Raw genomic sequence first — 12,824 nt, forward strand, 5'->3', positions numbered from 1 at the left:
GCTTCTGGGCGGGAGCCGACGCGCATGCGGGGCATGGCTGCGTTGACAGGCCCTATGACACGCCTTCCGAAACGGCCTCTTCGGGATCGATCAGCATCGCGACGCGGACTTGCGTCAGCCCTTCCGATCGGTAGTAGCCCAGCACCGAGCCCACCCCCCGATGCCCGGTCATCGCCATGGTGTCGGCCAGCGGGATCTGCTGGCGCCCTGCTTCCGTCACGAAGCCGGCCCTCAGCGAATGCGCCGAGAATTCCCCTTCAAGTCCTGCCGCCGAACATCGCGCCCTGACGATGTCGCGCACCGACCCGTCGCTCAACGGCCCGCCGAGGTGGCCGCCGCGACGCACCTGCCGAAAGATCTTTCCTTCCTTGATCCCGCTGGCCTGCAACCAGGCGGTCAGGGCCCGCCCGGCCCTGCCTGCGATGGGTTTGGCGTTCTCGGCGCGACTGGCGCCGGTCTGGTTCGTCTTGGAGAACGTCAGTGTGTAGACATAGAGGTCCTCGCCGATGCATGCCAGATCCGCCATGTCGGCCGCGACCACCTCGGACCGTCGGCGCCCGCCCGAGGACCAGGCAAACAGCAGCAAGGCCCTGTCGCGCCGTCCCTTGAGGCTGTCGTCGCAGGTGGCGAGCAGGGCCTGCAGCGGCTCCTTGGTCAGGGCCCTCTGCTTGCGCTGCACGACGCCGCGTTTGGCATAGGCGCGTCGACTCTTGGCCACCAGGTCACGCACGGCCTCTGCAGCGCAGGGATTCGGCGCACTGGCTGTCTGATGCGCCTTGCTGAGCACTGCGATGCGGTGCGTCACCGTGGCCAGCGCGAGCGGACCCAGCGCGGCTTTGTAGCGCCCTTCCACCAGCGCCTGGTCGGCAGCCGGCGGCAGTTGCGTGACCAGACCCTTGGATGAGCTGCGTTCGATGTGATCGACCAGGAACTGGATCACGACCGGCACGGGGACCGGCAGCGAGAGCTTTTGGCCGTAACGCACCGAAAACCATACGGCCCAGTATTTCAGCGCGGAGCGGTAGGCCGCGAGGGTATTGGCGGATTCACCCTCCTCCAGCAGTTCCTGCACGGCCGACGCGGTCAGCGACGAAATGCGGCCTGGATCGAGCACGGGCAGCCGTTTCAAGGCCATCAGATCTGTCATGACAGGCCTTTGCCGGCGGGGTGAAGGCTATGCGTATGATTTATCATGTATGACGTATGATGTATTACAGTGTCTTTGTATAGATCACGATAAGTTTCAGTAATCGTGACCTATTTTGAACCGGGAGTCGAGTCATGACGCAGAAGCGTTCGAGGGGTGTTCAGCAAGCCGATGTGTGGGCCGCAGCCGATGCGTTGATTGCGGCGGGCGACCGGCCGACCATCGAGCGCGTGCGCCAGAAGATCGGCAGTGGCTCTCCGAACACGGTCAGCCCCATGCTCGACGCGTGGTACCGCACCCTTCCCGCACGCCTGGGCGTGGCTGCGATGGTCGACAGCGCCGCGGGTGTCGGGGGCTCTCGTCTGCCGCCGGAGGTCGCGGACGCCGCGCGGCGCCTCTGGGAACTCGCTTGCCGCGACGCCAGCGCGCTGTCCAGCCAAGCCAACGAGGCGCAGCGCGCCGCGCTGGACCGCCGCGAAGATGCGCTCACGGCAGCCGAGGCCGAGTTCCAGCGCCGTGAGCAAACTTTCGCGTCGACCAAGGCTTCACTCGAGGAATCGGTCCTGCGAGGCAACGACACCATCACCGGCTTGCAGCGCCAACTCGATGCGGCGCAGCAGCGGCAAGACGCCATGGAGCGTCAGGTCGAGCAGCTGCGCGAAGCGCTCGCCGCTTCGCAGCGGCGCCAGGAGGCACTGCGCGCAGAACAAGCGGCCGCCCTCGCCCGGAAGGACGCAACGATGGCGGAAACGCAGCAGCGACACGACGCGGCCGAGCACCGCGCGCTGCGCGAGATCGATCGTGCCCGGGAGGAAACCCGCCAGGCTGTCGCCCGTGCCGCGCGCGATGCGGTGCGTGCCGCCGAAGCGCAGGCGACGCTCGGGCAGGCACGCGACCGGGCCGTCGAGGCGTTGCATGCGAAGGAACAGGCGGCCGCCACGGCGCGCCAGCAGGCGGCCGCGCTGTCCACGGCCCACGCCGAACTGCAGGCCCAACTGGCCGACACGGAAACACGCAACAAGGCCTTGGCGGAGTCGCTTTCGGTCGAATCCGCTGCCCACGTCGCCACGCGGGCGCTCCTGACGCAGGCGATGGCACTGGTGGCCTCTGCCAGCGCCTCGTCCCGCAACGGCCAAGTCAAGCCGCCGGTCAAGACCAAGGCCAGGGCCGCGACGCCGAAGACCTGACGCGGCCGGCTTCGGGAGGTCGGCGCACCGTGCGCTCGACAGCACCGAGCGCACGGGTCCTGACGGTGCGCCCTGCGCCAGTGCGTCTGGATCCGCGGGCGGCCGAGGCATCGCAGACCGGCCGGCATGTGGCCCGAGCGGCCGCGCCCCGTTGGTATCCCCCGCGATCGAATCGCCGCCGAACACGCGCCAGATCACTCAGGGTTTTTGTGTTGTTTAGATGAATACTTAGGTGTACAAATTGAGCGTATCTTAGGAAAGACAATGAACTCCCTGGCGAAGTCGGACATGTCCTTGGCGTCCTGCATGCATTGCGCCACGCAGCTGCCGCCTTACGCACGGGTATGTCCCTCTTGCGGCGAGGATCCTCTCGTCGACTGCGGCATCGCCGATGCCTCGTGGTTCGACGATGCATCGGTAAGCACGACCAGCGACCCTGTCCTGGAAACCATGATGGCCATCGCAGCAGGCAGGCCAAGCGCCGCGAATTCAGCGGCGGTTTCTTTTCTGCACCCGGGCCCACCCGCGCTTGTCTGGGAGCCGTCCGTTGCGATGCCGCAGGGGCCAGCGTCTGCCCTGGTCCCTGCGAGCCCGAGGCGCCCGTTGTCCCCATGGCGCCGCCGTGTGTTGGCCGGGGTGGCGGCCGTCTCGGCATTGGCCGCGTTGACAGCCGTGCTGCTGAACGCGAATCGCATGCCTGTTTCGCAACGCGAAGAACCGAAAACCGGTGCGCCGCTCGCTTCCACCGAGTTTTCGCCGACACGCAACGGCGTCCGGAACGACGGCGAGCGCGACGTCGTTCCGATGGCGAGCCCGGAACCCCCTGCGCAGGCGTTCCCGCAGGCGAGCATGCCAGCTCGGCCCGAAGAGGATGCGCGAACGATCGCCACGGCGCTGGGCCTGGGCCATCGCCCCGAGGTGCTTCTCCCGGCTGCTGCGGCTCGCGTCGCGCCGCCGCCGACATTGGCAAACATGGCTCCCGGCGGCACGGATACGCCACCCCCGTGCAGCGAAGCACTGGCGGCGCTGGCACTGTGCCGCGCGCCATGAGAAACCGCCGCCGGACAGGCGCGCAAAGGTCCCGCGATTCCATCGATTCGACAACAACGCACAGAGGCGACCCATGGCAATGAAATCCATCGTGGCAGGGCTGATCGTCATGACCTGCATGAGCGCGGCGCTTTCCGCGCCGCCGGCGAAGTACAAGATCGTCACCGCATCGAAGACCGGTACCTACATCCAGATCGGGCGCGACCTGGCCACCTGGGTCGCCGAGCCGGCCGGGCTGGAGCTGGAGGTGCTCGAGTCCAAGGGCTCGGCGGAAAACATCCAGCGCATGCGCTTCGAGCCCGGTGTCAAGCTGGCCCTTGTGCAATCCGACGTGTACCAGGCCTTCCTTGACGAGGCCAAGGCCGGCAATGCAGAGGCCGGCAACCTGATCCAGCCGCTGCGCCTGGTCATGCCGCTCTACGACGAAGAGATCTACTTCGTCGTGCGCGCCGATTCACCGCTCGACGCCATCCATCAGATCAAGGACCAGCGGATCGGCGTCGGCCCGTTGGGCAGCGGTACGGCGTTGACGGCCCGGACCCTCTACCAGCTGATGTTCGAGGCGCCCATGCCGACCGCCAACCGGCAGTACCTGAGCAACGAGGAGGCACTGGTGAAGCTCACCGTGGACAAATCGATCGATGTCGCGATCATCGTCGCCGGGCAGCCGGCCAAGCTGTTCTCGGAGATGAAGCCCGAGGCACGCAAATACATCAAGCTGCTCAAGTTGGACGAGACGGCACCGGAATCGGCGCGCGCCAAGAGGACCTATTTCCCGTCGGCCATCCGCGCCGACAACCATGCGAGCTGGCTGGCCGCCGACGTACCGACGCTGACCGTGAAGGCCTACCTGGTCACCTACGACTACGGCATGAAGTCGACGGTCGTGAACCTTGTCAATTTCGCGGATTCACTGTGCGCCAACTTCGATGTCCTGCAGGCCAAGGGCCATCCGAAGTGGAAGCAGGTGCGCCTCGCACTGCCGCCCCTCGGTCAGGGCTGGCGTTACTTTGCGCCGATGGAGAAGCGGCTGCGTGCCTGCATCGCCGGCCGCGCCAACGTGGCCGCTCGCCCCGCAGCCAGAGCCGCCCCGGCGACACGTGCCTGTACGGAACAGGAAGTGGTGCTCGGCCTCTGTCGCCAGTAGCCTCCGGCCACGGGTCAACGCGCGTCGCGGCGCGACAGCAGCAGGTTGCCGCCGGTGGTGTTGAAGGCGATGGTGGGAGCGGTGAAGTCGCTCAGCGGCGCGCCGAGGCCGATCTCTCCGCTGCCGTGCAGCACGCATTCGTCGCGGCGCAAGGAGATTTCGCCGCTCACGCCCGCACTGCCGTGGAATCGGACCCAGGTGCCATAGGTGCTGACGTCGACCAGCACGCAGCCCCCCTGCCGCGCCTCGATGCGCGCATGAAGCCGGGAGACGCGCGGATCGTTGACCACGAACTGCGCGTCGTCGACCCGCCCCAGATGGATGGGCAACTGCGCCGCGCTGAACATCGAGCGCACATCCAGCCAAGACAACTCGATCTGCCCGAAGGTGGAGTCCTGCACGCGACCGCTGAGCGCCAGCGCGGCAGGCATCGTGAGAAATTCCGAATGCTCTTCCTGCCAGTCGATGCGGTGCACGACCGGCATTTCATTCTTGCCACGGATGTTGATCGGCCCCAGGCTGCGATGGCGGACTTCACCTTCGCGCAGTTGGGTGATCACCGATGCGGTGGCCCAGATCTGGCCCGGGCCCGCGAGATCGCTGAGCCGCGAAGCGAGATTGACCGCGTCGCCGTAGCAGTCGCCATCGACTTCCAGCACTTCGCCGTTGGCAACCCCGATCTGCAGGTCCATGCGAAGCTGGATGGGCCAGGCCTGCAGGCGCTTCTGATGGTTGCGCTGGAGTTCGAGTGCCGTCGCCGTTGCCGCGTCGGCGGCGGAAAAAATGGCCAGCACACCATCGCCCAACATCTTCACCACCCGCCCGCTGTGGGCTTCGCAGACGCCCGCGATCCATTGGGTCAGGCGCGTCACCGTGTCGGTGGCGCGTTCATTCCCCATGGCCTCGAAGACTCGGGTACTCCCCGTCAAGTCCGCAAAGATGACTGTCGAATTGGCGCCCATGTTGTGCAGTTTTTGGTAGCAATTGCCGTCCGATTATGGCAAAGCCATCGAAGGACGTGAGTCAGACATACAAACTTTCGCTTGCACGGGCTTTAGATCGATTGATTAACAATTGTGACCTTCAGCGCCGCCGCTGAAGGGTCGGGTTTTTCGGTCGATGCGCCCCAAAAATTAAGGCATTGGTTTTAGTTTTTCGAGGGTGCCAAAGTGGCCGCGATGACCGATGTTGTTTTAAACCATATCCAATGGTTTCTTGGCTTGTGAGGAGTTGGCGCCGCCTTTAAGGTTGCAGTGTCGACGGCTTCGGTGATACGCCTCTTTGCCCATGTCTGCTGGAATTCTCTCTCGCTTTTTTTCGCTTTCCGGATGGACTTTCCGCGGATCGCCGGATCGCCAATTGCGGCGAATCCGCTCGGCCATGCTGGCCCTGCTGGACGCCAGCGATGGGCCCACCGCCCAGCGCATTGCCCAACGCGTGCGCTTCGCCAGTGATCTGGAGACGCTTTGGTATCTGCGCCAGGACGTGCTGTTGGCAGTTTCTGCGATCGACGGGGAAGTGGTGGCGCAACAGCGCCTGAACCAGATCAACCGCCTCTTCAGGCACGGCCTGCCGCAGACCATGGGGCCGCGCGTTCACCATCGGTTCACGGCCTGACGCCGGGGCGCGGTGGCCTGCCGCCGGGCTTCCGCCTCAGTGGTGATGCCCGTGCCGATGGCCCCAGACCATGAAGATCTCGCGCCCTTCTGCGGCCATCTCGATCTTCGCGCCCACCGGCAGCAGCACCTTGGTCGGCACATGGCCGAAGGGAAGCCCGGTCAGCACCGGCACCTTCAGCAGCGTGCGCAGCCGATCGACCACCGCGTTGAGCCCGAAGCCACGGTCGTGCGGCACCTTCTTGAAGGACGTGAACTGACCCAGCACCACCGCGCGCTGCTTCGCCAGCACGCCGGCGTGGCGCAGTTGATCGAGCATGCGCTCGAGCCTGTAGGGGTGCTCATGCACGTCTTCCAGGAACAGGACGCCCTTGTCGATGGCCGGGAAGTAAGGGGTGCCGAGCAGGCTGACCAGCACCGAGAGATTGCCGCCCCAGAGCACGGCGTCCTTGAGTGGCCGCAAGGCCGTGCTCGCGTCGATGTCACGGGTTGGAATGCGCCATCCCGTGCCTTCGCCCTGCCCGCTCACCAGATCGTCGAAGCAGGCTTCCATGATGTCGTCGGGGCCGTCCTCGGCACCGAAGTCTTCGCCGAGCGCCGGACCGGCCCAGGTCACCGCACCGGTCTTGGCGAGCAGTGCGCTCTGGAAGGCCGTGAAGTCGCTGAGCCCGACGAACTCGGTGCCGTGATGGATGGCCTTGGCGACCGCCTTGTAGGGAATGGCATCGAGGATGCGCGTGAGGCCGTAGCCGCCACGGGCGATCAACGCCACATCGGCGCCGCTCGCGGCGGCACGGGTGATGGCGGCCAGGCGCGTGGCGTCATCGCCGGCGAAGCGCTGATGGCTGCTCAGCGCGGCTTCGTCGATGTCGACCTGGTGACCGAGTGCCTGCAGACGCTTCACGCCACGGCGGAAAGCGGCCTTGTCTCGGACCGCGCTGGAGGGCGAATAGATGTAGATATGTTTGCTCACGGCGCGAAGTATCCCATTGCGTTGGCGAGCCACGCCTCGGCCTGTGCCAAGGACGGGCCTGCGGCATCACCGGTACCGCGTCCCCAGGCGCGCAGCGCGGCCTCGTAGCCCCGGTCCGGAAACGGTGCCTGCCAGGCGGCATGCAGCGCGCGGTCCGAGGTCTCGGGCACCGGCAGCACCCCGACGAAGCGCTGCGGCGCGCCCGCGAGCAACAGCGCCGCAAGCGCCTGCGCACCTTCCGCCGGTGCCAGCAGCACCGGCCCGGGTTGGAGCCGGTCCAGCCATGCGAGCAACAGGTCGCGGTGCCAGCCGGGCGCATGCACGGCTTCGCGCTTGGGCTTGTCGCTGCGGCCGAAGCCGATCAGGTCTGGGACGAGCCAACGCGGGCCCGCGAGGCCGATCAGATGGCGGAACTGGTGGCTCCAGCGCCCGGGCCCGTGCAGGCAGAGCACGGTGGCCGCCCCCTCGCGTGCGCCCTCGTCGAGGTAGTGCATGCGCCAGCCGCGCTGGTCCGGCAGATCGGCGATGTAGTTCGGCGCGAAGCGCTCGGTATCGAGGCCCGCGAAGCGCGCGTCCGGCGTGCGCAGCGCATCGTCGCGCAGCGGCTGTGCCGTGAGGCGGGCCAGGTCGCGCCGCTGTTGGAAGAAGTCCTGCAGCAGGGCCGCGCATTCGGCGGCCAGCACGCCACCTTCGACCCGCGTGCGGTGGTTGAGCTGCGGCTGCGAGAACAGGTCGAGCACCGAGCCGGCCGCGCCGGTCTTGGGATCGGTCGCGCCGTAGACCACGCGTGCAAGCCGGGCGTGCAGCATGGCGCCGGCACACATCGCGCAGGGCTCGAGCGTGACGAACAGTTCACAGCCGTCGAGACGGTAGTTGCCAAGCGCCTTGGCACCCGCCCGCAGGGCCGCGATCTCGGCATGCGCGCTGGGGTCATGCGTGGCGACGGGCGCGTTGCGGCCGCTCGCAATGCACACGCCGTCCTTCACCAGCACCGTACCGACGGGCACCTCGCCCGCGGCACCGGCGAGCCTTGCCTCGGCCAGGGCCAACTGCATCCATTCAAGGTCGCGGGTCATCGGCGTTCAGTTCGCTTCCTCGGGCATGGCCCGGCGTTGCTGTTGCGCGGCGGCGTCGAGAGACTTCTGGATGTCCTGCTGCAATTGTTGCGTCTGCCCACGCACCGTGGCGGGGGCACCGTCGCTCGATGCCGGCGCAGGCAGGCCCGGCACCGCGGCCAGCGGCGTGGCCATCTGCTTCCTGGCCAGCATGCCCACGATCAGCAGCGCGAGCACCAGGCCGATCAGTCCGAACACCCGCATCTCAGCCTGCCACCATGCCCAGCCGCTGCATCCAGACGGCCAGCGCCTGTTCGTCCGCGGAGCCGGCGCTGTACTGCGCATGCATCGCGGCATGCGACTCGGGCCGGTGCTGGTTGAGCTTGAGCTTGCATTGCAGCGCGGTCACACGCAGCGCGAAGCCGACGATGCCGGCCAGCATCTTGTGCTGGAATTCTTCACCCAGATCGCGCCACTGCTGGGCGTAGGCGGGCTCGTGCTCATGGATCAGCTGCTTGAGCAGCGCATCCTTGGCCTCCGGGGTTTCGATCAGGCTCGCTTCGACGGTGCAATGCACCACCAGGTAGTTCCACGTCGGCACGCGCGTGAGGTCCGGGTAGACGGTGGGCGACAGGTAGGCGTGAGGTCCCTGGAAGCACACCACCGCCTGCGGCCGCGCCTGCAGGTAGCGCCAATGCGGATTCGGCTTGGCGCAATGGCCCAGCAGCACCAGCTCGCCCTCGGCACGTTCGTCGACCACCAGCGGCAGGTGCGTGACGAAGGGCAAGCCGGCTTCGTCGTTGGCGATCAGGCTGGCAAAGGGGTGCTCGCGCATCAGCGTCAATGCGCTGGCGCGGTCCTTGGCGTTGAAGAACGGAGGCAGGTACATGGCGTGGGCTCTCTTGGGGAGGCGACGATTGTCCCCGAGTCGTCGATGGCGTGGGCGCGGGCCGGCGAGAATGCCGCATCTTTTCGATCATGCAGGACTCGCTCTTTCCCGACGCCGACACGCTGCCGCCAGCCGTCCAGGCCGCGCCGGCCGTCCCGCCCGAGGGGGCCACGGACGGTGCACCGGTGCGCCGCGCCTCCCGCTCGACGACCATCGAGCCCGCACCCGCCGATCCGGCATTGCTGGCGCTGGCCGCGGGCCTGCCGCCCGAGGTGCGGCTGGGAACCTCGACCTGGTCCTATCCCGGTTGGGCCGGCATGGTCTGGGACCGGGCGTACTCGGAGGCGCTGCTGGCCAAGCGGGGCCTGACGGCCTATGCCCAGCACCCGCTGCTGCGCAGCGTGTGTGTGGACCGCGCCTTCTACCGGCCCTTGAGCGCGAGCCAGTATGCGCAGCTTGCCGCGATGGTGCCACCGGACTTCCGCTTCGTGGTCAAGGCGCCGGCCCTCGTCACCGATGCGCTGGTGCGCGGCGAAGAAGGTCGGGGGCGCCAGCCCAATCCAGCCTTCCTGAGCCCGGAACTCGCGCTGCAGGAGTTCGTGCTGCCCGCGCTCGAAGGCCTCGGCGACCGGGTCGGCGCGCTGGTCTTCCAGTTGAGTCCCCTGCCCGTCGCGCTGCTGGCGCAATGGCCTCGCGTGATGGAGCGCCTGGCAGCGATGCTGCACGCCCTGCCCTCGCTGCAGCCCGTAGCACCCGATGGCGTGATCGCGGTCGAGGTGCGCAACCCCGAACTGCTGACGCCCGCGCTGGCCGAGGTGCTGCGCGGGGCCGGTGCCACCTACTGCCTCGGCCTGCATCCCAAGCTGCCGCCCATCGCGGAGCAGTTGCCCCTGCTGCGCGCGCTGTGGCCGGGCCCGCTCGTGTGCCGCTGGAACGTCAATCCGCTGCATGGCGCCTATGGCTACGAAGAGGCGGAGAAGCTCTACCAGCCCTTCGATCGCATGGTCGACCCCGACATCGACACGCGGACCGCACTGGCCCGTGTCGTCACTGGCACGGCGCGTGCGGGACAGAAGGTCTACGTCACGATCAGCAACAAGGCCGAGGGCTCGGCGCCGCTGAGCGTGCGGGCCTTGGCCGAGGCGCTCCAGCCGGCGCCCTGAGACGGGTTCTTGCCCGCGCGATGTCGCGTGCAAGCGCGCGTTGAACGGTGCAGCGCGGAGACTGCCGAGGTCTAACCGCCCGGCTGCGCGGCCCGGTACAGGGCGCGCACCAGGTCCGACTGCGTGATCACGCCGACCAGGCGCTTGTCCGCGTCGATGATCGGGATGTGGTGGTGTCCGGCGTCCGAGAACAGCGGCACCAGTTCCGCCACCTGCCGGTGCTCGCTGGCGACCCGCACCTCGCGCGTCATGATCTGCCCCACGGCCTCGGGCTTCTCGCCGTGCGTGCGCATGCTCGGCCGTATCAGGGCACGCAGGCGATCGGCGAGGCCGTCGTGCCGGTCGAAGTCGGCATGGCGCATGAAGTCGGCCACGGTCACGATGCCCACGATGCGCTGCGCCCGGTCGATCACCGGCAACGCCTTGACGCGCCGCTCGCGCATCAAAGCCCAGGCCTCGCCGAGCGGCGTGCCGAATTGAACGCTCCAGGGCGCGCGCGACATGATGTCGCGGCACTGGAGCTGGCCGAAGTTGCGCTGGTAGGCCGCGGCTTCGGCGTGCTGCAGCAATGCCTCGAGGTCGTCGCGGCTCACGTCGAGCACCTGGTTGTAGTGGACCAGCGCCGCATCGAGGTCGGCGGCGGTGAAGCGTGAGGCCGACGGCATCGCCGATGCAGCCGGCTGCCGCTGCGCATGCGGATAGCGTTTGCCGGTCAGGCTGTTGTAGAGCACGCCCGCGAACGCCAGCAGCAGGGAATCGACCAGCATCGGAAAGACGGCGAAGTGAAAGCTGCTCGCAGTCATGGCGGTGAGCAGCGCGGTCGCGCCGCCCGGCGGATGCAGGCAACGCAGCATGAACATCAACCCGATCGCCAGCGCCACCGCCACCGCGCCGGCCCAGGCCGGGTCGCCGATGAGCATCGCGCAGGCCGCGCCCACCAGGGCCGACAGCGTGTTGCCGCCGACCACCGCCCAGGGCTGCGCCAGCGGACTGGCCGGCAGCGCGAACACCAGCACCGCGCTGGCGCCGAGCGGCGCGGCCAGCCATGGCACGGCCGTGTCGGCGCCGCTCCACCATCGGCTGACCAGTGCCGTGAACAGAATGCCGACGCCCGCACCGGCCAGGGCACGCCAGCGCTCGGGGGCCGCGACCTGGATGGGGGCGGGCCAGAAACCGAGCAGGAAGTCGCGCAGTCTTTGCATGCGTACGGGGGCTGAGGAGTTCATCTTTTGGCGCGGGACAAGGATGGCGATGATCTCAGAACGCGCAGTGCGTTGCCGTGGAAGGTCGTGAGGCCCGGTGGGTGACGCTGGAGCGCAGGGAAGCCGTCCGACCATGAAAAAAGGGCCCGAAGGCCCTTTTCTCTTGCCCGTCGAAGGCGCTCAGCGGACCACGGCGATCTGCGTGCGCACGCCGCCCTTGTAGGTGAAGAGCGTCAGGGCGCCGTTCTTGACGTCGCCCTTCTCGTCGAAGGTGATCGGGCCGGTCAGGCCCTTGTAGTCGACCTTGCTCACTTCAGGCAGGTACTTTTCCGGCTCGGCAGAGCCGGCCTTCACCATCGCAGCGGCCAGCACCTGGACTGCGTCGTAGACGTACGGCGCGTAGATCTGGACTTCGACACCGTTCTTTTCCTTGAACTTGGCCTTCCAGGCATCCAGCGGGCCCTTGAAGTCGCCGTCGACACCGCCGGCTTCCGCGCACACGACCACTTCCTCGCCGATCGCATCGCCGGCCAGCTTGGCCAGTTCCGCGGTGCACAGGCCGTCGCCGCCCATGAACTTGACGTTCATGCCGAGTTGCTTGACCTGCTTGAGCATCGGGCCGCCGACCGCGTCCATGCCGCCGAAGAACAGCACGTCGGGCTTGGCACCCTTGAGCTTGGTCAGGATGGCGTTGAAATCGGTCGATTTGTCGGTGGTGAATTCGCGCCCGACGATGGTGGCGCCAGCGGCCTTGGCGGCCTTCTCGAATTCGTCGGCAACGCCCTGGCCGTAAGCCGTGCGGTCGTCGATCACGGCGATGTTCTTGCCCTTGAGCGTATCGACAGCGTACTTGCCGAGCGTGCCGCCCAGTTGCGTGTCGTCGGCCACCACACGGAAGGTGGTCTTGAAGCCTTGGCGCGTGTACTTCGGGTTGGTCGCCGAGGGCGAGACCTGCGGAATGCCGGCGTCGCTGTACAGCTTCGATGCGGGGATGGTGGTGCCCGAGTTCAGGTGGCCCACCACGCCGTTGACCTTGCTGTCGACCAGTTTCTGGGCGACCGCCGTGCCCTGCTTCGGATCGGCGGCATCGTCTTCGGCCAGCAGTTCGAATTTCGCGACCTTGTCGCCGATCTTCACGCCCTTGGCGTTCAGATCCTCGATGGCCATCTTGGCACCCAATTCATTGTCCTTGCCGAGGTGTGCGATGGCGCCGCTGGTCGGGGCGACATGGCCGATCTTCACCACCAGGGTCTCGGCCGGAGGTGCTGCTGCAGGCGCGGCTGCCGTGGGTGCCGGCGCTGCAGCGGGTGCCGCTGCCTCTTCCTTCTTGCCGCAAGCCACCAACGTGAGAGCAGCCAGTGCGACCGCAGTCCATTTCAATTGCATGGGAACCTC

At 67.4% G+C, this 12,824-nt stretch carries 13 protein-coding genes; 5 read left to right on the plus strand and 8 right to left on the minus strand.

Translation table 11 applies throughout. From position 1 onward, the window contains the following. Positions 1-52: 52 nt before the first annotated feature. Positions 53-1,147: a site-specific integrase gene (locus tag ACSFBC_RS01075; RefSeq protein WP_435508461.1), complete on the minus strand. Its 1,095-nt coding sequence runs from the start codon at positions 1,145-1,147 to the stop codon at positions 53-55. Between the two features lie 134 nt (positions 1,148-1,281). Between ACSFBC_RS01075 and ACSFBC_RS01080 the strand changes: the two genes are divergently transcribed. From ACSFBC_RS01080 to ACSFBC_RS01090, 3 genes are all read left to right on the plus strand, one after another. After that, positions 1,282-2,334, plus strand: coding sequence for a DNA-binding protein (locus tag ACSFBC_RS01080; protein ID WP_435508462.1), 1,053 nt, complete (start codon positions 1,282-1,284; stop codon positions 2,332-2,334). 672 nt (positions 2,335-3,006) lie between these two features. Then, on the plus strand, positions 3,007-3,384 hold the full coding sequence (locus ACSFBC_RS01085) for a hypothetical protein (protein WP_435508463.1): 378 nt from the start codon (positions 3,007-3,009) through the stop codon (positions 3,382-3,384). A gap of 73 nt (positions 3,385-3,457) precedes the next feature. After that, positions 3,458-4,531, plus strand: coding sequence for a TAXI family TRAP transporter solute-binding subunit (locus ACSFBC_RS01090; protein WP_435508464.1), 1,074 nt, complete (start codon positions 3,458-3,460; stop codon positions 4,529-4,531). Positions 4,532-4,545: 14 nt separating this feature from the next. On the opposite strand, the gene ACSFBC_RS01095 is transcribed toward ACSFBC_RS01090, so the two are convergent. Continuing rightward, a complete protein-coding gene (locus ACSFBC_RS01095) occupies positions 4,546-5,493 on the minus strand; it encodes an adenylate/guanylate cyclase domain-containing protein (protein ID WP_435508465.1) in 948 nt (315 codons plus the stop codon). A gap of 418 nt (positions 5,494-5,911) precedes the next feature. Here ACSFBC_RS01095 and ACSFBC_RS01100 point away from each other — a divergent pair, with 418 nt between their 5' ends. Beyond that, positions 5,912-6,148 (plus strand): hypothetical protein, encoded by a 237-nt coding sequence (locus ACSFBC_RS01100; protein ID WP_435508466.1) that lies wholly within the window; start codon positions 5,912-5,914, stop codon positions 6,146-6,148. A gap of 36 nt (positions 6,149-6,184) precedes the next feature. Here the strand turns inward: ACSFBC_RS01100 and ACSFBC_RS01105 are convergent, their stop codons facing one another. Genes ACSFBC_RS01105 through ACSFBC_RS01120 form a run of 4 tightly spaced genes read right to left on the minus strand, consistent with a single transcriptional unit; the run spans position 6,185 to position 9,064 of the window. After that, entirely contained in the window at positions 6,185-7,120 is a 936-nt protein-coding gene (locus ACSFBC_RS01105; RefSeq protein WP_435508467.1) for an LD-carboxypeptidase, read from the minus strand. Next, a complete protein-coding gene (tadA, locus tag ACSFBC_RS01110) occupies positions 7,117-8,196 on the minus strand; it encodes a tRNA adenosine(34) deaminase TadA (RefSeq protein WP_435508468.1) in 1,080 nt (359 codons plus the stop codon). The genes ACSFBC_RS01105 and tadA overlap by 4 nt, the downstream gene beginning before the upstream one ends. Positions 8,197-8,202: 6 nt before the next feature. Continuing rightward, a complete protein-coding gene (locus ACSFBC_RS01115; RefSeq protein ID WP_435508469.1) occupies positions 8,203-8,439 on the minus strand; it encodes a hypothetical protein in 237 nt (78 codons plus the stop codon). A gap of 1 nt (position 8,440) precedes the next feature. Then, a complete protein-coding gene (locus ACSFBC_RS01120; RefSeq protein ID WP_435508470.1) occupies positions 8,441-9,064 on the minus strand; it encodes an FMN-binding negative transcriptional regulator in 624 nt (207 codons plus the stop codon). An 89-nt stretch (positions 9,065-9,153) separates the two neighbouring features. On the opposite strand from ACSFBC_RS01120, the gene ACSFBC_RS01125 reads away from it, so the two are divergent. Beyond that, positions 9,154-10,227: a DUF72 domain-containing protein gene (locus ACSFBC_RS01125; RefSeq protein WP_435508471.1), complete on the plus strand. Its 1,074-nt coding sequence runs from the start codon at positions 9,154-9,156 to the stop codon at positions 10,225-10,227. Between the two features lie 71 nt (positions 10,228-10,298). On the opposite strand, the gene ACSFBC_RS01130 is transcribed toward ACSFBC_RS01125, so the two are convergent. Both ACSFBC_RS01130 and ACSFBC_RS01135 read right to left on the minus strand, forming a co-directional pair. Beyond that, the gene (locus ACSFBC_RS01130; protein ID WP_435508472.1) at positions 10,299-11,429 is read right to left on the minus strand and encodes an HPP family protein; all 1,131 of its coding nucleotides are present in this window, start codon (positions 11,427-11,429) and stop codon (positions 10,299-10,301) included. A gap of 180 nt (positions 11,430-11,609) precedes the next feature. Next, entirely contained in the window at positions 11,610-12,815 is a 1,206-nt protein-coding gene (locus ACSFBC_RS01135) for a branched-chain amino acid ABC transporter substrate-binding protein (protein WP_435508473.1), read from the minus strand. Between the last annotated feature and the right edge of the window lie 9 nt (positions 12,816-12,824).

This window comes from Variovorax frigidus, assembly GCF_051216515.1.
In the GTDB taxonomy this organism is placed as follows: Bacteria; Pseudomonadota; Gammaproteobacteria; order Burkholderiales; family Burkholderiaceae_C; genus Variovorax.

What these genes read in the sequence shown, in the direction of transcription:
- ACSFBC_RS01075 (WP_435508461.1), bottom strand. Translation starts at nt 1,147, where the DNA reads ATGACAGATCTGATGGCCTTGAAACGGCTGCCCGTGCTCGATCCAGGC.
- ACSFBC_RS01080 (WP_435508462.1), top strand. Translation starts at nt 1,282, where the DNA reads ATGACGCAGAAGCGTTCGAGGGGTGTTCAGCAAGCCGATGTGTGGGCC.
- ACSFBC_RS01090 (WP_435508464.1), top strand. Translation starts at nt 3,458, where the DNA reads ATGGCAATGAAATCCATCGTGGCAGGGCTGATCGTCATGACCTGCATG.
- ACSFBC_RS01095 (WP_435508465.1), bottom strand. Translation starts at nt 5,493, where the DNA reads ATGGGCGCCAATTCGACAGTCATCTTTGCGGACTTGACGGGGAGTACC.
- ACSFBC_RS01100 (WP_435508466.1), top strand. Translation starts at nt 5,912, where the DNA reads ATGCTGGCCCTGCTGGACGCCAGCGATGGGCCCACCGCCCAGCGCATT.
- tadA (WP_435508468.1), bottom strand. Translation starts at nt 8,196, where the DNA reads ATGACCCGCGACCTTGAATGGATGCAGTTGGCCCTGGCCGAGGCAAGG.
- ACSFBC_RS01115 (WP_435508469.1), bottom strand. Translation starts at nt 8,439, where the DNA reads ATGCGGGTGTTCGGACTGATCGGCCTGGTGCTCGCGCTGCTGATCGTG.
- ACSFBC_RS01120 (WP_435508470.1), bottom strand. Translation starts at nt 9,064, where the DNA reads ATGTACCTGCCTCCGTTCTTCAACGCCAAGGACCGCGCCAGCGCATTG.
- ACSFBC_RS01125 (WP_435508471.1), top strand. Translation starts at nt 9,154, where the DNA reads ATGCAGGACTCGCTCTTTCCCGACGCCGACACGCTGCCGCCAGCCGTC.
- ACSFBC_RS01130 (WP_435508472.1), bottom strand. Translation starts at nt 11,429, where the DNA reads ATGCAAAGACTGCGCGACTTCCTGCTCGGTTTCTGGCCCGCCCCCATC.
- ACSFBC_RS01135 (WP_435508473.1), bottom strand. Translation starts at nt 12,815, where the DNA reads ATGCAATTGAAATGGACTGCGGTCGCACTGGCTGCTCTCACGTTGGTG.